At 36.9% G+C, this 18,297-nt stretch carries 16 protein-coding genes; 6 read left to right on the top strand and 10 right to left on the bottom strand.

Translation table 11 applies throughout. From position 1 onward, the window contains the following. Window positions 1–638: 638 nt before the first annotated feature. Window positions 639–2,942, bottom strand: coding sequence for a helix-turn-helix domain-containing protein (locus tag QME45_12395; GenBank protein MDI6619447.1), 2,304 nt, complete (start codon window positions 2,940–2,942; stop codon window positions 639–641). 405 nt (window positions 2,943–3,347) lie between these two features. Here QME45_12395 and QME45_12390 point away from each other — a divergent pair, with 405 nt between their 5' ends. From QME45_12390 to QME45_12375, 4 genes are all read left to right on the top strand, one after another. Beyond that, on the top strand, window positions 3,348–4,082 hold the full coding sequence (locus tag QME45_12390) for an extracellular solute-binding protein (protein MDI6619446.1): 735 nt from the start codon (window positions 3,348–3,350) through the stop codon (window positions 4,080–4,082). Next, window positions 4,030–4,530: a hypothetical protein gene (locus tag QME45_12385; GenBank protein ID MDI6619445.1), complete on the top strand. Its 501-nt coding sequence runs from the start codon at window positions 4,030–4,032 to the stop codon at window positions 4,528–4,530. The genes QME45_12390 and QME45_12385 overlap by 53 nt, the downstream gene beginning before the upstream one ends. Beyond that, a complete protein-coding gene (locus QME45_12380; GenBank protein MDI6619444.1) occupies window positions 4,523–4,969 on the top strand; it encodes an ABC transporter permease subunit in 447 nt (148 codons plus the stop codon). The genes QME45_12385 and QME45_12380 overlap by 8 nt, the downstream gene beginning before the upstream one ends. Window positions 4,970–5,031: 62 nt before the next feature. Then, window positions 5,032–5,949 carry a carbohydrate ABC transporter permease gene (locus tag QME45_12375; protein ID MDI6619443.1) on the top strand — a complete coding sequence of 306 codons (918 nt, stop codon included), beginning with the start codon at window positions 5,032–5,034 and terminating at the stop codon, window positions 5,947–5,949. Window positions 5,950–6,053: 104 nt separating this feature from the next. On the opposite strand, the gene QME45_12370 is transcribed toward QME45_12375, so the two are convergent. The 4 genes from QME45_12370 to QME45_12355 form a co-directional block, all read right to left on the bottom strand. Beyond that, window positions 6,054–6,383, bottom strand: coding sequence for a cyclic-di-AMP receptor (locus QME45_12370; GenBank protein MDI6619442.1), 330 nt, complete (start codon window positions 6,381–6,383; stop codon window positions 6,054–6,056). Window positions 6,384–6,404: 21 nt separating this feature from the next. Next, window positions 6,405–7,028 carry a dTMP kinase gene (gene tmk / locus QME45_12365; protein MDI6619441.1) on the bottom strand — a complete coding sequence of 208 codons (624 nt, stop codon included), beginning with the start codon at window positions 7,026–7,028 and terminating at the stop codon, window positions 6,405–6,407. Between the two features lie 12 nt (window positions 7,029–7,040). After that, window positions 7,041–8,492 (bottom strand): aminotransferase class I/II-fold pyridoxal phosphate-dependent enzyme, encoded by a 1,452-nt coding sequence (locus tag QME45_12360; protein MDI6619440.1) that lies wholly within the window; start codon window positions 8,490–8,492, stop codon window positions 7,041–7,043. Between the two features lie 149 nt (window positions 8,493–8,641). Further along, window positions 8,642–8,824 (bottom strand): sigma factor G inhibitor Gin, encoded by a 183-nt coding sequence (locus QME45_12355; GenBank protein MDI6619439.1) that lies wholly within the window; start codon window positions 8,822–8,824, stop codon window positions 8,642–8,644. A gap of 406 nt (window positions 8,825–9,230) precedes the next feature. Between QME45_12355 and QME45_12350 the strand changes: the two genes are divergently transcribed. Together QME45_12350 and QME45_12345 are read left to right on the top strand one after the other, a co-directional pair. Beyond that, the gene (locus QME45_12350; GenBank protein MDI6619438.1) at window positions 9,231–10,394 is read left to right on the top strand and encodes a M20 family metallopeptidase; all 1,164 of its coding nucleotides are present in this window, start codon (window positions 9,231–9,233) and stop codon (window positions 10,392–10,394) included. A 355-nt stretch (window positions 10,395–10,749) separates the two neighbouring features. After that, window positions 10,750–11,871 carry a PRK06851 family protein gene (locus tag QME45_12345; GenBank protein ID MDI6619437.1) on the top strand — a complete coding sequence of 374 codons (1,122 nt, stop codon included), beginning with the start codon at window positions 10,750–10,752 and terminating at the stop codon, window positions 11,869–11,871. 27 nt (window positions 11,872–11,898) lie between these two features. On the opposite strand, the gene QME45_12340 is transcribed toward QME45_12345, so the two are convergent. The 5 genes from QME45_12340 to QME45_12320 all read right to left on the bottom strand — a co-directional run bounded on the left by QME45_12340 (window position 11,899) and on the right by QME45_12320 (window position 18,170). After that, window positions 11,899–12,297: a cyclic-di-AMP receptor gene (locus tag QME45_12340; GenBank protein ID MDI6619436.1), complete on the bottom strand. Its 399-nt coding sequence runs from the start codon at window positions 12,295–12,297 to the stop codon at window positions 11,899–11,901. Between the two features lie 20 nt (window positions 12,298–12,317). Next, window positions 12,318–12,629: a cyclic-di-AMP receptor gene (locus tag QME45_12335; protein MDI6619435.1), complete on the bottom strand. Its 312-nt coding sequence runs from the start codon at window positions 12,627–12,629 to the stop codon at window positions 12,318–12,320. Window positions 12,630–12,745: 116 nt separating this feature from the next. Next, entirely contained in the window at window positions 12,746–15,517 is a 2,772-nt protein-coding gene (locus tag QME45_12330) for a VWA domain-containing protein (protein MDI6619434.1), read from the bottom strand. Next, window positions 15,507–17,291 carry a BatA and WFA domain-containing protein gene (locus QME45_12325; protein ID MDI6619433.1) on the bottom strand — a complete coding sequence of 595 codons (1,785 nt, stop codon included), beginning with the start codon at window positions 17,289–17,291 and terminating at the stop codon, window positions 15,507–15,509. The genes QME45_12330 and QME45_12325 overlap by 11 nt, the downstream gene beginning before the upstream one ends. 9 nt (window positions 17,292–17,300) lie before the next feature. After that, the gene (locus QME45_12320; GenBank protein ID MDI6619432.1) at window positions 17,301–18,170 is read right to left on the bottom strand and encodes a DUF58 domain-containing protein; all 870 of its coding nucleotides are present in this window, start codon (window positions 18,168–18,170) and stop codon (window positions 17,301–17,303) included. Window positions 18,171–18,297: the final 127 nt, after the last annotated feature.

Raw genomic sequence — 18,297 nt, 5'->3', positions numbered from 1 at the left:
GCCTGGGAAACAAGTGCCCTTATGAAGTATTTTCTTTTCTGTATGGAAAAGATATTTTGAAACAATTGGGCTGTACACTGATACCTGCTGATGAAGTTACCTTGAATCCCTCTATTTTCGCAAAGGAGCGTTCTGTTAATGGATAAAACATGTTCGCAGCAACGGGAATTGGGTATCAGACGGAAACAGTGTTTTTACTAATCCATGGTGCTGGTATTATGGATTATCCAAATGCCCTTGGGTTTGAAGAAGACTTATATAAAGAAATGGTAACAAAGACAAAGCCTATGTGCTAACTCTCTGTTACCATATCCCAAAAAGATACCGGAATACCAACCTCATATTTCTTTAATGAGGAGTGGAATTTACTCTGAGAAAAAAACAGCTGAATTTCACTCTTTGGTTCCTGTACCCTTTTTTTCGCAGACTCATCTCGAATCTGCCCTATTATTGTACCAGAAAAGTGTAAATAAGTCAGCTTATCCTTCTGAATTTTAAGATTGAATGCCTTTAGATGGAATTTACTTTAGGAAAGTGGAACTTACTTTGAAATTTTACCAATTTAAGTCCCGCGCCGTATTGTTCGATTGGCACATTAAGGATTTGATTGCATAATTTATTGTATGCTTCCATCCTTTTTAGGTACCTGGTTTATTTTTCTCTGACTTTTTATACTGGCTAGGCGTAGTCCCCTCGATTTTAGAGAACGCCCTGCGAAAAGTCCGGACATTTGTATAGCCTACCATTCTTGCCAAATCCTCAAATGCCACATCCTGGGAAGCCAAAATTTGCTTGGCTTTTTGAATTCTTACAAGATTTATGTAGTCCAAGAGACTGTCCTCATTTTCCTGTTTGAATAAGCGGGATAAATATTTAGGATTGAGGTTCACCACATCCGCAATTGAAGCAATGCATAAATTAAAATCCATATAATTTCGGTTAATATAACTCTTTACCCTGTTTGTAATGGTCTGTGCTTTTTCATCATATTTTTCCTGCGATATTCCACAAAGCGCCATTATAATATTTAGAAAAGCTTTTTTCAATACCCTTGTATTGGAGCAAAGTGTTATATTCTCAATGAGAGCTTGAAAGCTACCGCTGTATATGTTTACAGAGGATTTGTCCTCATAAGAATCGATTATAGTATATACTAAATGATAGATATAAAATTTTTTAAAATTGAAGCTATCATCTTCATTTAATTCGTTGAATATCCTATCAGTGATTGATGCCGCCTGGCGATAATTGCTTAACAAAATCGCATCCTTTAATAGCTTTTCATATTTGCCTTTTATTTTATTTTTATGATGATTAGGTTCTTGTATATCCCCTACCATCACAACTCCGCCATCTTTATGAATCATACAATTGTATTCCTGGGCTTCAATAATATCATTATAATAGTTACTGATATTATTGAAATTACCGCAGACTTCTCCTAAAGTTATATAAAAAGACAGATCATATTTTTTTTGCAATAAATGATATAACTGTTTTAGTTTCTCGGAACATTCCTTCTCCCATGGCAGCGATTCATTTTTATTTAAAATAAACATATAAATGATTAACTCATTGTCATGCAACTGATAATATTTGAACTTGTTATCTATTAATTCTGAAAATGTATTGTTTACAGTATAAGATATAAAATTGTTGTAGGCCATAAAATCATTATTGAAATTTTTAATATCCTTTTCCGTATAATTACGATAAAATGCTGCGAGAGCAAACTGCTTATTTTTAAAATCCAACTGAAAATATTCCATAGAATCTTCGTCCGCTAAATGAGCATCAATATTCTTAAGCTTTGATAAAAGATATATTTCACGGGAACGTTCATATTGCTTAGATAAATTAGCCCTCATGGTGGTGTTTTCCTTAAATAACTGGACATATGCATTTCCAATAACGTCAAATTCATTTTTTGATAAAGCATTTTTATCTTGGGGAATCAAGTTTATAACATTATGCACAGGTTTGTAATTGCGTCTTAATAACCAGCAGATTAAGGCTCCACCAACTATTAATGCGATAATTATACTTGTTAATGCAGATACTTTTACATAATTTGCCTTCTGCCAAAAATCATGCTTCGGGATTAAGTCCGCATAATACAAATCTGTTTTATTTGATTTAACATAAGAAAGAATATATGGCTTAGCTCCTACATACACTGTTTCTCTGCCATTATTCCCGTGAAAATGAGTACCTTTCGGTATATTATTGCCATGAAAGGATTCAATTACTTCTTCATCCTCATTAAAAATCAGGAAACTTCCTGAGGAAATACCCGATATGCTCTCAATGTAACCACTCGGAATAGACACAAAGATATTAGCAATCAATCTGGAGCCTGATAAAACCGAGCGGACAAATACCATAGAGTCTTTACCGAAATCCTCGTAACTCATATATGGGGAAATAACATAAGAGTCTCTGTACGTATTTTTCAATTTATCTATCCATTCTTCTTCGGTAATAGAATTATCTTTTGATTTAAGGTCCCCATAAATATATGAAATATGGTTTGCTGTACTGGAATTTATAAGATAATTACCCTCGGGCATATAAATCGTGATATCAACCATTGGATTTACCTGTTTGTATGTGTACAGATTATTTACAAATGTCTTTAGTTCATATCTGAATTCCGATTCATTGCTATTCAAGTTAAGTAGTCTTTGAAAATGTTCATTATATAAACTGGTAGTATTGGAACTGATAAGCGTATCAAATATGCTATCGATATTATGCTGGATATTAGATAATAATTGTTCGTTTGATTGATTAACCTGGTTGACAACAAATGCATTTGTATATAAAAATTGAAACATTGATGAAAAAGCCGGAATCAACAATATGAGAACATAGGAAACAAGCCAAGTAATAATCACGCTTTTAGACACTCTTTCTTTTATTTTATTATAAAATCTCAACATGAATATACCTCCCGCGAAAGTATATATAAATGTCAATCAAGCAGGTTGCCGGCCATAAAATATCGCATATAAACTAACAAGATTATTATAGAACTGTGCAAAGATAAATCCCCAGCATCTGAAGCAGCATTCATGATAAAACATAATACTATAATAACATATATACTGAAAATTCATAATAAATAATAAGGACAATAAGTGAGAGTGAATAGGACAGAAAGTGAAAAAATCAAAAAAAGTACCATTTTGGTTTATGGTTGTGACATAGTGGTGCTGTACGTGTTCCGGAAAATAAAGTATAAATTAAGTGTTACTTATAGATCCATGTAGGCAACTGCCATTCATCAATGGCGAATTCCTGCAGGGAGACATGTAATAAAAAATTATTATGGAGGAATCTTTATCATGAAGGAAAAGAAAACATGGCGCAGAGTAGCTGTACTAATGGTCGCTATGTCAATGATAATAACGTCATTGACAGCATGCGGAACAAAGAAAAAATCAGCCAGTACGGACGACGGGGCAAATGCCGGCTCGGCATCCGAAGGTAAGGCAATTACTTACCCTCTTAAAACAAAAGAAAAACTGTCAATTGCCACTGGGTACGAAAGTCAGGTTGCTTCAAGCTTCAAAAGTTTAGGTGATACTCCTTATGGAAAGGAATTACAGAAAGAAACAGGTATAACTCTGGAATTTCAGACTATGTCGGACAGTAATGCATTTAACCTTCTGTTTGCTTCGGGGCAACTGCCGGATATTATTTCTTATCAATTTACAAACTATCCAGGCGGAGCCCAGAAAGCAATTACCGACGGAATCATATATCCTATAAATGACCTTATTAAAAGCAATGCTCCAGATTTACTAAAAGTATTAAACAGCGACAAGGATTTTTTAAAGGGTGATATGACATCAAATGGAGATTATATAGGGTTCCCATTTATCAAGGGAAAAACAAAAGATAAAAATCAGCGAAGCGGAACAGGCATTATCATCCGTGATGATTGGTGCAAGGAACTTGGAATAGACCTGCCTCAAACAACAGAAGACTTTTACCAGATGCTGAAACAGTTCAAAGAAAAGAAAGGTGCTACAAGTTCCATTCTCTATAACGAGCTTCTGGGTAGGCCAGTTACTTAGCAATGGAATGATTACTTCCCCATTTGGTTTTCCAAAGTCAAGTTCATATCAAAAAGATGGTAAAGTATATTTTGGCTTTGCACAACCCGAATATAAACAAGCTCTGGAGTACCTAAACAAATTATATAAAGAAAAACTTTTGGATCCAAACTATTCAACATTGAATAATGATACACAAAATGCAAATATGATGAATGGAAAGTCTGGTGTAATGGTCGGAGCCCTTGGTGGAGGAATTGGCAACCTTATGAAAACAATGAAAGGTAAACAATTCAGCGTAGCCGGAATATCTTCATTAGTAGCTAATAAAGGGGACAAGCCAATGTGCGGATACTATGAGTTCCCGGTAACAGGTGGATATGCCGTAATCACTAATGTTTACATCAAGCGACGGAATTGTAACTTATATATGCTCGCTATTTGGATACCATGGAGGATCCATGCTTAAACAGCCGGGTTTATTTGTTCCTATTTATATTATCTCAGACATATGGCAAAATGTTGGATGGGATACCATTATCTACCTAGCTGCCATATCAGGAATAAATCCGGCTCTTTATGAAGCTGCCCAAATAGATGGAGCTAACCGTTGGAAACAAACGCTTCATGTTACAATACCGGGAATCATGGTTACTGTTGTTATTCTGCTAATTCTACGAATTGGCGGCATTATGAATGTGGGATATGAGAAGATTATTTTGTTGTACAATCCGGGAATTTATAGTACTTCAGATGTTATATCAACTTTTGTATACCGCAAAGGTTTGCTGGAGAGCAATTGGAGTTTTAGTGCAGCAGTCGGCCTGTTTAACTCCATAATTAATTTCATTCTGGTTATTGTATTTAATAAGTTAAGCAAAAAAATAAGCAATATCAGCTTATATTAAAGATTTTAAATTTGAGTTTGGCAAAATGTACCGAATTAAAGTTAAATGATGGAGGCTGTAATGTGAAAAGCATAAATAAAAAAATGTCCGGAGGAAATATAAAACAATATTTTAGCGGATATGGAATCTTTACTTTTTTCAATTATATATTTTTAAGCCTTGTAGCAGTAATTACTTTATACCCTTTTTATTTCGTAGTAGTCGCATCATTCAGCGATCCTGGAGAGTTGCAGAAATACACCGGCCTTTTGATTGCACCGGTAGGTAAAATTACCTTTTCTGCATATGAGCTTGTATTTAAGAATCCCATGGTTGGCAGTGGCTATCTCAATACACTATTTATTCTGGCAGTTGGGGTATCAATTAATATAGTAATGACAATTATAGGTGCTTACTTTTTATCTTTGAAAAGGGTTATGTTTAAAAAATATATCATGATCTTTATAATATTTACCATGTATTTTAGCGGCGGTATGATTCCAAGTTATTTAAATATCAGGGAATTACATCTGCTCGATTCAATATGGTCATTAATCTTACCGGGAGCGGTCAGCACAATTAACATAATTATTTTGAGGACGGCATTTGATGCTATCCCTGATAGTCTAATTGAAGCGGCCAGAATTGACGGAGCCTCTCATTATAAAATAATGTGGAAGATTATGGTCCCATTGAGCAAGGCTACACTTGCTGTCCTGGTATTATATTACGGTGTTGGGCATTGGAATTCGTGGTTCAGTGCATCCATCTATTTACGAACTCCTTCGAAGTATCCGCTTCAATTAGTACTCCATAATATACTTTTAGCTAATCAGTCAGACAGTATGACAGGCAGTGTTGGTTTAGACGAAGCATCCCAATTGGCTAATTTAATAAAATATGCCTTAATTGTTGTATCTACTGTTCCGATACTGGCTGTTTATCCTTTCCTTCAAAAATATTTTACAAAGGGTGTAATGATTGGAGCGATAAAGGAATAATTATGAACAGGGCAGCGGTTATTTTATATAAACTTGAAAGGCTGCTGACATACATAAAATGTCAGCAGCCTGATTCATATCAGATACATATTATAAGCCTTACGTCATATTTTTATAAATTTATCGACATCGACTACAAAGACCGTCGCCCCTCCTACCGAAACTTCAATTGGGTAAGGAACATATATGCCGGTAGTCCCTGCAACGGGTGATGTAGATGTAATAACCTGTTTTCTGGTTTCGCACAAATTTTTAATTATCTCAATTACACTGTCTACTTTGTCCTGGTCAACACCTATAAGCAATGTAGTATTGCCTGCCCTTAAAAAGCCGCCTGTAGTCGCAAGCTTTGTTACCCTGAATCCTTCTTTTGTAAGCTTGCTTAAAACGTTAGCGGAATCGTCATCCTGTACAATTGCAATCACCAATTTCATTACGATCGCCCCCTGTATTTATCATGATTTTAAGTGCTCTTTTATACAATTTATTATATCTTTATTAATCGCATAAACATCCCTGTCGGCATTTATTATTTTTATCCTTTTATTATTTTTTGCTATCTCCCTATATCCATTATATACTATTTTATGAAATTTTATATCTTCAAGTTCAAGCCTGTCTGCTTTTGAAGTATTAATTTTTCTATTCAAGGCCACCTGCGGGTCTATATCAAATAAAAATGTTATATCCGGCATTATATTTTGTATGGCAGGAGTATTGATCGACATTACCATATCCGCTCCAAGTCCTCTTCCTATCCCTTGGTATACTATGGACGAATCGATATACCTATCGCATATGACTATCTTCCCCTTCGATATTGCCGGTTTGATAACTTCAAAGACAAGCTGTGCCCTCGATGCCGCATATAAAAGGGCCTCGGTCACAGGGCACATGCCGGTATTTTCAGTATCAAGTATTATCTTCCTTATCTTTTCACTTATCATTGTACCTCCAGGTTCCCGGGTTACAATAACCTCATATCCCTTGTCGATAAAATAAGCCTTCAGCATCTCAATCTGAGTGCTTTTCCCCGACCCATCGGGCCCTTCCATCGTTATAAAATATCCTCTTTTCATCTTATGCTCTCCTTATTTTATTACAGCAACCTTTTCAAGCTTCTGATCCCGCGGGCCGTTTATCTTTATGCCTGCTTCCTTTACTGTCAATAAATTTTCAATAATATCGCTTGTGATAATCTCCCCCGGTAAAATAACCGGAATTCCAGGGGGATATGGAGCAATAATATCAGCGCTTATCCTTCCCTCGCTGTGTTTGAAATCTATCATCTCCATCGGTTCGTATACAGCTTCTCTCGGGCTCAAGGCCTGATAAGGCATTTTCCATTCTAACTGCGGTATACTTTTGACTTTTCTCTCGCTGCTATGTTTTTTTGATATATCGAGTATCGCATTATATAATCTGTCGTAATCTTCCCTCTCATCTGCTATGGTACCTATTGCGAGTATATTATATAGATCGCTCAATTCTACCTGGATCTTATATTCATTTCTTAGGATTCGAGCAATCCTAGTTCCTGCTATTCCGAAATTTTTAAAATTAATTGTAACCTTCGTAAGATCGACATCCGTTATATTATATTGACCTATTATTTCCTTCCCAAAGCAATAAATATCAGGAATACTATTTACCCTTTCCCTGAAACTTTGTACCATATCGAGCAAATTATCCAAAAGCTCACTGCCGTGTTCTTCCATTTGATATCTTGCAAGATCGAGGCTTGCCATAAGAAGATATGACGGACTCGTTGTCTGTGTAAGCCTCAGCATAAATTCTATCTTTTCAACATCCACCCTGCCCTTTCTTATGTGCAGCATAGAACTTTGGGTAAATGAGGAAAGAGTCTTATGAATGCTTTCTACCGCTACATCCGCGCCGGCATCCATCGCGCATATGGGGAGTTTTCTATTAAATGGAAGATGGGCTCCATGAGCTTCATCTACTAAAAGAACCATGTTATTTTTATGAACAAGCTCAGCTATGGCTTCAATATCCGAACATGTCCCGTAAAATGTAGGATTTGTGACAAGCACCGCTTTCGCATCGGGATTTTCTTTGATAGCCTTTTCAATTGCTTTACAAGAAACAGAAACGGCTATTCCTTTTTCCAAATCAACATCAGGTTGATAATATACAGGCCACAACCCTCCTATTATCAATGCTCCTGCGACAGACCTGTGGCTGTTTCTCGGCACTATTATCTTGTCTTTGTCGTTCGTTACTCCAAGTATCATGGAATATACTCCGCATGTTGTTCCATTTACCAGAAAATAAGTATAGTCGGATCTGAATGCCCTTGCGGCATATTCCTGTGCCTCTTTTATTATTCCCTCGGGAGCATGCAGGTTATCAAGACCCGGTACTTCCGTTTGATCGATAAAAATAAGGTTATCCTTGAAATCCGGTTTTTCTTTAATCTTTAATATCCCTCTCCCGTTTTTATGCCCCGGCATATGAAAAGAAACATTTTTTTCATTCATATAATTTACAAGTCCATCGTAAAGCGGCGTTCTGTTTATCAATTTTATTCCTCCTGTTTATATAGTTTTATATTCTACAAAAGGTTTCTATTTCCTTTAATATTTCCAAAATTGACTTGAATATGTACAAAAAAACCTATACGGGAAATCAGTATAGGTTTTTTATCGTTTTGGTTATATTCTCTTTTTTCTTATTTTACAGCTTTTGATTTATATATTTCTTTAATTAATTCTTTATATTTATCATATATTTCACTGCTCATATCTGTATTTACCAGAGTTTGCTCACATTCGCCACATATGAATTTCCCCAAGAGCGTTATACCATTGTCGGAATACTTATTGCATATGAAGCATCTTTTAGAAACGGACATTAAATCACCAGCCCTGGATTATATTTTATCAAAATTATTGACCGTTAATATTATTTTATTCATTTTTGTGTCCAAATGAGCCTGTATATATTTATTTTTTGCATATATTTATATACAATATAAACAGCATCTTCAATTTGTAATTTGAAATCAGCCATAAATGGAATTATATTATTTTGAACAACGAATGAGCATTATGAAAGTTTTGATAAGTTCTTGGCTTTGCTGCCGCTTAAGAATCCTTAGAGCTTTTGATTGTCTGAGCAACGCGAGTTTCAAAAGCTCTTGAATTCTTAAGGTTGCAGGCCTTAGAACTTATAAAACTTGAATCTGGCGAATGAGTGTTCAAAATAACATAAGCCTATATTGCGAATTGAAGATATAAACATAAAAGGAGTTGATTTTAGTGAAACAGGAAGTCTCAGATTTTATAAAGCTTATGAAAGATGAACTTATCGGGATAAGCAAGTATATATATGAAAATCCGGAAACAGGCTTCAAAGAATTTAAAGCTCAGGATATACTTACAAAGACCCTCGGGAAGTATGGCTTTAGCGTAGAAAAAAATTTTATAGGCCTTGGCACTGAATTTAAGGCTACCTTCGGAAGCGGTTCCCCTTCCATTGCATATCTGTGTGAATATGATGCCCTCCCGGGCATCGGCCATGGCTGCGGCCACAATCTTATCGCTACGATGGGATTGGGAGCGGCAGTTGGCCTCAGCAAAGTGATAAATGGAATAGGCGGAAAAGTAGTCGTATTCGGCACCCCTGCCGAAGAGACAAGCGGAGCAAAAGTTACGATGGTAGAAAAGGGAGCCTTTAAAGACATAGATGCGGCTATTATTGTACATCCTTCTGATTCGACACATCAGAGTGGTACATCCCTTGCAATCGATGCAATTGAATTTACATTTATAGGCAAACCGGCTCACGCAGCGGCAAACCCCGAAAATGGAATAAATGCATTGAACGCATGCATTGAAACATTTAACATGATAAATGCACTCAGGCAACATGTTAAATCCGATGTCAGAATACACGGCATAATAGCCGAAGGTGGAGTTGCAGCAAACATTGTTCCCGAAAGGGCAGTCGCAAGATTTTATGTAAGAGCCCTGGACAGGTCTTACCTAAATGAAGTTGTTGAAAAAGTCAAAAACTGCGCAAGGGCCGCTGCAATGGCAGTTGGAGCGAAAATTGAAATCAGGAATTATGAACTATCCTATGATAACATGATTACAAACAATTCCCTATCCGCTATTTTCACCCGTAATTTAAAAGAATGCGGCGTAACAGACATAAAGGGTTCCGACAGAAGTATGGGTTCAATCGATATGGGGAATGTAAGCCACGTTGTCCCATCGATACATCCGTATATAAAAATATGCAGAGAAGGTATAGCAGGCCATACGAGGGAGTTCGCGCAGGCTACCGTAGAGAAACTTGCAGGTGAAAACATAATAAAAGCCGCATGCGCAATGGCACTTACCGGATACGATTTAATAACTGATAAGAATCTTTTATCGGAAGTAAAAGAAGAATTTCAAAGGCAAAAGAGCCTGTCTTAATAACTGAACTGTGATAATAGGTGTACTATACTAGAATCCTATGTATAGTACACCTCCTAAGTATGATATAAACTAACCAATCTTTCCAGAACTACATGCAATTTTCGGGAGTGTAAATATTTTTGTGTATTCTCTCTTCCTGGCAAATGATTATTGTATATAAAACTTATTTTGAGACAGCCCTATTATTTTTGCATATCTCCATAGACGCAATAATGGCTCAAATAACCTTCTTTGTAGAACTTCCAAAGCTTAAAGCTCATCTATTGGAATAATATTCTTTTAATCTGCATATACCTTTATGGCAAGCATTTTCACAGCAATTCTAAACAAATCTTCTTCGGGAGGTATTTATATGTCAAATATAGGCAAAATAAGGAAAGTCTTTCTGGGAGGTAACACCAGCCGTGGATTTTACTCATTTTATTATAACAATATACTGCCACAGGAAGAGGCTAACAGGATATTTATTATTAAAGGGGGTCCCGGAATCGGCAAATCTACCTTTATGAAAAAAATTGCGGCACAAATGCTCATGCGTGGATATGATGTCGAGTACCTGCAGTGTTCCTCAGACAACAATTCATTGGATGGCATAGTAATACCGGAAATTAAAGTTGCATTGGTTGACGGTACGTCCCCCCACATAGTAGATCCTGTAAATCCCGGGGCTGTTGATGAAATAATCAATCTTGGCAAATATTGGAATGTGTCTAAGCTAGAAGCGGCAAAAAGTGAAATAATCAACATAAACAAGCGAACATCAAGACTTTTTAACATATCCTACAGTCTCTTAAAAGAAGCAAAAGTCGCATATGATGAATGGAAAAGCTATATAAAAGAGATTATCGACAGCACAAGATATAATGAATTGTTGAAAACACTTGAGGACAATGTATTTAATACTGCAGGATATAATTTTGAAAGCAAACCATGTTACAGGCATCTCTTTGCTTCAGCGATAACTCCTCAGGGACTTAAAAATTATATAGACACTCTCATCAACGCCGGCATGAAAAGCTATGCCGTTGAAGGAGAACCGGGAAGCGGCGTCAAGGAAATGATCGCGATGATCGCACAGGATGCTGAAAAGCGCGGCCTATCGGCAGAATTGTTTCACTGTCCATTTGAACCTGAATATATAGACATGGTCATTATCAAAGATATAAATACGGTAATTCTTAATACATCAAAGCCGCTACACTATAATGTACAAAAAGTCGATGGTTTAAGAATTGAAGATAGAATAAATTTAAACGTATGCATAAAAGGAGAACTGATAAACGAATATAAAGAGGACATGGAAGATGCGAAAAAAAGGTTTTATGCCCTTATTGCAAAGGCCATAGAACATTTATATATGGCAAAAACGGCTCATGATGCTATGGAGAGATATTATATACCTTCAATGGACTTTAAAAAAATTGATCTTGAGAGAGATGGAATACTCGATAGAATATTGAACTATGTAAAATAATGCCCCGGGTAAAAAACGGGGCATAACTTAATTATCAAGAAGATTGATAACCTTTTCATACCTTTTTATGTTGATTACAAAGATAACTGTGCCGCTGGTTTTATCCCCGACCCAGCTTGCAGGCATATCATCCTGAAGCAGGTTGTCTTCATCCATACTATATGAATGCCATGCCGCATAGCCATCTGTTAAAAATGCTTCTTTCCTGTAATCTATATGGTAGCTCTTATATGTCGAGTTTCTTTTTATTATATTTATGGCTTCATCCACTTTACTTTTTCTTACACCTGTAAGCAATGTAGTATTTCCGACTTTTAAAAATCCGCCTGAAGAGCAAAATTTTGTGACCTTAAAGCCCTTTTCATTGAGTTCATCTATTATATTTTTGCTATCGGCGTTATTTACCACAGCAATTATGAGTTTCATCTGCTCCACTTCCTGAACTGTCATAACTTTTCAAACCTTTCGACATCCATAACAAAAACGGTAGCTCCGCCGACAACTACTTCTTTGGGCAACTTAGTCCCTGCCTGCGTATTCTTATTTGTCGCCTTTTTTCTGCTCTGCGACTCGCCTTTGATTATCTCTATAACGCTATCCAGATCTTCATCCTTTACGCCGCAAAGAAGCGTCGTATTTCCGGCCCTCAAAAAACCGCCTGAGGAGCAAAGCTTTGTATTGCTGAACCCCTTGCTGTTTAACTTTTCCATAACCCTGTAGGCATCTTCATCATGTATTATTGATAAAACAAGTTTCAACCTTACCACCTCCATTATCAATTTTATACAAACTCCAACAATCCATATTTATTTCAATAAAAGTTTAAAATATCCCTTTATATATAATATACCAGATATATACAACTGTATCAAGATTAAAAAAGATGCATATTCTTATATTTTTCATCTCTCGCCTTCAAAAGCCTGCCGACATCTATGTTCTCCCTTGGAATATCCTTATTTTTATCCTTGCCTTTTTTCTCGCTGCTATTCACGTTCGGTTCGTGCTCTCTTCTTTTATCTTCCTTTTTCACAGTTAATGGCTTAACACGCTTCTTATAGTTTCCGGCTTTTGCCCTCAAATTCAGTATAAAGGCTTCAATTTTATCTACAGGAAAATTCAATCGTCTGACAGCTATATCCATCAAAAATAAGAAAAGCAATAACATAAGAAGCACATATGTTAGATCCGTCCATCCTGTAATATCCTTTATCCTGCCTTTATATACTTCATCTGGTTTTTTTATATATCTTCCTCCCGTTTCCCTGACCAATCTGTCAAGAACACTACTATCCCTTTTCATACTGTACTCTGAAGAATACTGTACTGAAAGTCCCGTAGCGGCAGATTTTACGATTTCTCCATTTTTCATCTGCTTCACATTCACCATGAAGTTGCCCGTATCTTTTATATCAAAGCTGCCCCCATACTGTCCGGGGGCTACAGGATTCAATTTTACATTCCTTTTTTCACCGGACGGTGATATTACGGTTGCTATTGTCTCAATTTCTTCTCCTTCACTGCCGCCTGAAAATGTAATATTCCCCAAACTCCCCTCTGATACGGCCTCGAGAGATGCATCATCTATCCCATAGTCTTGTATTGTCCAGTTTATTATATTTTGCCAGAGCTTTAAATTTTTATCCCAAGATACATAATTTGCACTCCACTTGCCGGTTATGTCTGAGTTCCATGCTACGGAACGCCCAAGTCCATACTGCCATATAGTAAGTATCGGGTCATCCTGATCACTTGTAAGGAGCACTCTTGAAGTATCTTTTGGGCTTGCACCTATATACCCTAAAAGTTTTGGCAGCCCTTTTTCAGCTATACCTGACAGTATACTGTGGTTACAAACTACGTTTGGAGTGAATTCCCTGTTATTTAAATATGATCCGGAGGCTAAGAAAATCTCTTTTGCAAAGATTCTCGGTATGTTCGCAAATTCATCGGTATAATAATTCCTTCCCCCTGTAGTTTTTGATATTTCCTGCAGCAATTTCCTATCTGAATCCCTTCCAACAGCTACCGTAGATACTGTTATGTTATCCTTATTTATATTTTCCAATAAATTTTCATATCCGCTATCTTCAGCCTGGCCGTCTGTAAGAAGTATTATATGTTTTATTACGGCACTGCTCTTTTTAAGAGTGTCATATCCTTCTTCAAGGGCTGGAATTATGCTCGTACCTCCATCGGCCCTTATAGTGCCTATATCATCCTTTATTTTATCAACATCATCTACCTTTTTACTCTCGACTACCTTAAATGCAGTATCGTTAAATGCTATTACGCCTATCTCATCCTTGCCCTGACGCAGTGAATCCAAAACCCTGCAAGCCGCCTCTTTGGCAATATCCACTTTCGTAATGCCCCCGCTCCCATCCCTCATGCTCCCAGATTTGTCTATAACAAGCATGATGGATATTGCCGGAACTTCTTTTTTACCTTTCATCTCCATATTTACAGGAAGCACTTTTTCAATCGGCGTTTTATAATACCCGCCAAGAGCAAAAGAATTTTCACCTCCTGTGGCAATGAAACCCCCGCCAAAATCCTTGACATATGATTCAATGGAGTTTAAAAAATCATCCTTTAGATTTTCTGCGGAAACATTACAAGTTATAATTGTCTTATAACATATCATATCCGATATACTGCCTGGAGCAGAAGAAGCAGAGACCAGCCTGTAGTCCATACCTGAAAATTCAAGCATTTTTATAACTTCATCTGCTTCACCATCTGCATCTTCTATTACGAGCACCCTTGGTTTATCTTTAACATCTGTAAATGTAGAAGCCTCATTATTCTGGGACATAGTATCCAGCTGAGGCTCAATTATTGCCCTATAACTTCTAAACCCTCCTTCGTCGGCGGTATCCTTAAACACAAATCTATTATTACCCTTCTCAAGGACCACATCCTTTTCAAATGCCTTTTCACTACCGCTATATAAAGTCAGCTTTGCACTGCACTTTTCAGTGCTTGTAATATTCACGACGGCATTAAACTTATCTCCAATGTTTAATGTCTTCGGAACCACTACCGATTCTACAGCAGCTTCATTTTTTAGATTTCTGTCTATTTTATATACCTTAAGATCTACGCCGCTTCCTATCAGAGATGAAGCCATCTTAAGAGAATTTCCCGCATTCTCTTCACCGTCCGTAAGCAGCACTATCCTCTTTTTATCTCCGTGAGGAAGCATGGATATACAAGATGCAACGGCACGCTCTATGCTTGTATTTCCACTTTGGAGTCCTTCCCCAAACTTTGGTAGAATTGGATTTTTAGAGAGGAACGATTCTATGCTTGAATCATCTGCAAAGGATATTATACCTGTCAGATCGCCTGAAGGCTTTTTGCTTAAGGCACCCTTTAAAAAATCCTCCGCCATTTGTCTGTTATCCGCCATACTATCGGAACAATCCATAGCAAATATTGTGGCCGTGGTTCTGGCTTTCCATCTTATGCTGACGCCGGATAAGGCAAGACATAAAAGTATCATAAGTACACATCTTATAACCAATATCATTTTTTTCTTTATACCATACATGTTCTTAAGTTTCTTCGAACTATAGAACACAAATAGAAATAATACAGGTATAAGCAGCAAAAAATAGGGTCTTAAAAATTTAATAGCCATGCACATACACCACCCACTCTGCACAAAGCAAAAATAAAAGCATGATCAAAAGAGGAAGCTCCATATCTTCGCCATAGCTTTTACTTCTTGATATTAATGAGTTTTCAGAAGTTTTAGCCGTATTTTTCTGTACAGATTCATACTCGCTTGGAAAGTTCACTGCAAAACTGCTTTTTATTTCCTTATCTCTGCTCTTCTGTAACAGGGTGTATATGCCGTTCTCATATGTATTGCCAAAGGATGTTGCCGGAAAACTTATTATGATGTTTTCTTCTTTCCCTGAGGGAAGCTTTATATTCCCGGCTTCTACATCTGCCGCAGGGCTTATGTCCATGTTATCGCCGCAGAAAATCGATGGTTGACTGTTATGGCCCAAGTCCAGCAGATATGAGATTATATTGTACATAAATATCGGATATTCTGTGGATAATGGAAAATCACTATTATGAAGATCAAACGATAAGGCACATATTTTTCTGCCTCTATATTCCCCTGCCACAGCTGCTGTACTGTCATCGACCTTTATAAGGCTGTTTCCCCAGTATGGAACATCCATCAATTTCATTGATAATATGTTGAATGAAGCATCTTCTATATATCTTGTTACAACATTTTTTTCAATATATGCCCTTCCGCCTTTACTACTGCCTTTTATATTTATGATACCATTTCCATCCGGAGGATTTATAAACACTATACTGCCTTCCTTGGGCATTTCTTTAGGAACTGCCCCATCAAATATATACAAGTCATATTTTCCTGTAACATCATCCTCGTCCGAAGTTTTGTACAAGTCAATATTGGAAAATAGAGAAATGGCTTTTTCTATAAAAATATTTCCATTCGTAAGAAGAAGGGCCTTTTTCTTCTCATATCCGTTTACTACTTCATATATGGTGTTATCCTCCATAAGGTCATCTTTTTCCGTTATCTCTGCCATAAGGGATAATGCATCCTTTGAAGCTCCGTCAAAATATATCGTCTTGCTGCTGTTTGCACTTATTTCAATCTCCCTAACATCTACAAGTCTTCCATCTGCATAGAGCGATATATCCCTATGTAAATCCTCCCTTGTCCTGTTTGTGACCCTGACCATTACCTTAAGGCTGTTATCCTGAATGCTAAACGATATGTAGTCAAGGCTTACATTGTTTGATTCCCCTCCAAAATATGAAATCTCCCCATTTATATCGGAAAGGTCGGCTTCTTCATCCGTATAGAATATCGCGCTTGATTCATTATCTCGGCTCTCCAAGGCTTTTACAAGAGAAAGGGCATCTTTTATTTCTCCTCTCGAATTTGTTGGTTTTATTTTTTTTAGTTTTGAGATGGCCTCATTTTTATCCGCTGAGTTTATTATGATCTCCGGATTGGCACCGCAGGATATGAGTGTAAATTTCCCACCGCCCTTTTTTATATCGCCTTCCGCTTTCTTAATGGCCGCACCGAGCCTTGTGGTTTCTCCATATTTTGTATCCATGCTGCCCGTTGTATCTATTACAACTATCAGGTTTTTGCCGCTTCCCCTATAAAATATACGCGGTCCTGCAAGGCACAGCACTATTAATACCGCACATAATATTTGAAGAAAAAGAAGCAAATTTTTCTTCAGTTTCTGCCATGGGGTATTTGCCTCTGTATCCTTTAGCACCTGTTCCCACAGGTATATGCTCGAAACTTCCCTCTCTTCGAATTTTTGCCTTAATATATACATCAAAATTATCGCTGGTATGGATATTAAAAAAATAAAGCTAAAAGGAGAAGAAAAACTCATGAGACCACCTCATATTATAATTCCTGAATTCTTGAAGTCATGCAGTATAACTTTTTCAATGGGTTCGCCGCCGGATACCAGAACATAGGAAGCACCGGTTTTGGCACAGCATTCTTTGATTTCGTTTATAAAGTTTTTAAGCTTTTCTGAATACTTTTTTAAAAGAAGGCTGGAAATTATAACCTCTTTTACACAACCTGTTTCACTGTCTAAAAGTTTTATACACCCCTCGAGGTTCGGGGTTAGTTCCTCGTCTGAGAGCACATGCACCAGCATCACTTCCTGCCTTTTATACATCAAGTATTTGACAGCATCCTGTATCCCTGCAGACGTAAAAAAGTCTGAGATGATTATTGAGATACCTTTTCTTGGAAAATCTTTTCCCTTTACACAGCTTCCAATATCCGTGCCTCCAGAAAAAGATATATTCTCCAGGAAATTTATGCACTTTCCGAATGCAGCATTACCTGCCACATTCTGAGATGAATATATTTCTTTTCCGTTCATTGCATTTATGCACACTCTGTCCAAGCTGTTTAATCCTATGCAGGATAAAACTGCTGCTATTTTAAGAGATAATATATCCTTCCCACCAAAAGCCATCGATTTGCTGGCGTCTATAAATATGTTAAACATAGCTTCCCTCTCCTCCATGGAGAGCCTTATATAGAGTCTGTCGGATCTTCCGTAGGCATTCCAGTCTATTCTTCTAAAATCATCTCCGGGTGTGTATTCTTTAAAGTCCGAGAATTCCACAGAGTTGCCTTTTGCCTTTGATTTTCGGTTTCCTGATCCTCCTTCTAAAAGAGGCATCCTTGTGTTTATAACAATGGATTGTATCTTTTTTAAAAAAACGCTGTCAAATATTTTCTCCGTCATGGCTGTTCTCCCAGGGTGCATACTTTATATTTGAAATAGATATATATACACCCGTTCTCTAGTATTGAATTTACTCGTTGTGCTAGCTTTTTTACTGGTAAAAATTGCGAATGAAAAACCCCAGCAA

Source organism: Clostridiales bacterium (genome assembly GCA_030016385.1).
GTDB lineage: Bacteria > Bacillota > Clostridia > Clostridiales > Oxobacteraceae > JASEJN01.
The sequence above is the reverse complement of the archived record's forward strand: the minus strand, read 5'-3'. Positions and strand labels throughout refer to the sequence as shown.